At 56.8% G+C, this 666-nt stretch carries 1 pseudogene; it reads left to right on the top strand.

Going from position 1 to position 666, the window contains the following annotated elements:
• Positions 1-402 (top strand): annotated as a pseudogene (locus BW43_RS07735) (L-arabinose ABC transporter permease AraH); the annotation flags it as partial.
• Between the last annotated feature and the right edge of the window lie 264 nt (positions 403-666).

Genomic DNA, 666 nt, shown 5'->3' with positions numbered 1-666 from the left:
CTGAACTACACCACCTACGGGCGCAACACCATGGCCATCGGCGGCAACCCGGAAGCGGCGTTGCTGGCAGGGGTGAACGTTGACCGCACCAAGATCCTGATCTTCGCCGTGCACGGTTTGATCGGCGCGCTGGCCGGGGTGATCCTCGCCTCGCGCATGACCTCGGGCCAGCCGATGATCGGGCAGGGTTTTGAGCTGACGGTGATCTCGGCCTGTGTACTGGGCGGGGTGTCGTTGAGTGGTGGGATTGGCATGATCCGCCATGTGATCGCCGGGGTGCTGATTTTGGCGATCATCGAGAACGCAATGAACCTGAAGAACATCGACACGTTTTATCAATACGTAATCCGCGGTTCGATCCTGCTACTGGCGGTGGTCATCGACCGTATGAAACAACGCTGAACCCTCGCCATGTGAAGCCCAAAATGTGGGAGGGGGCTTGCTCCCGATAGCAGTGGGTCAGGTAATGAATATGTAGCTGACCCACCGCCATCGGGAGTAAGCCCCCTCCCACAGTTTTAATCGGCGGAGAATTTGAACACGGTGTTCTGGTTGTAAGTTTGTCCTGGGTTCATCAATACGTAATCCGCGGTTCGATCCTGTTGTTGGCGGTGGTCATCGACCGCATGAAACAACGCTGAACCAAACCCCATGAAGGCCAAATGT

It is taken from the genome of Pseudomonas sp. RIT357 (assembly GCF_000632245.1).
In the GTDB taxonomy this organism is placed as follows: Bacteria; Pseudomonadota; Gammaproteobacteria; order Pseudomonadales; family Pseudomonadaceae; genus Aquipseudomonas; species Aquipseudomonas sivasensis.
This window is presented reverse-complemented; position numbering and strand designations above follow the sequence as displayed.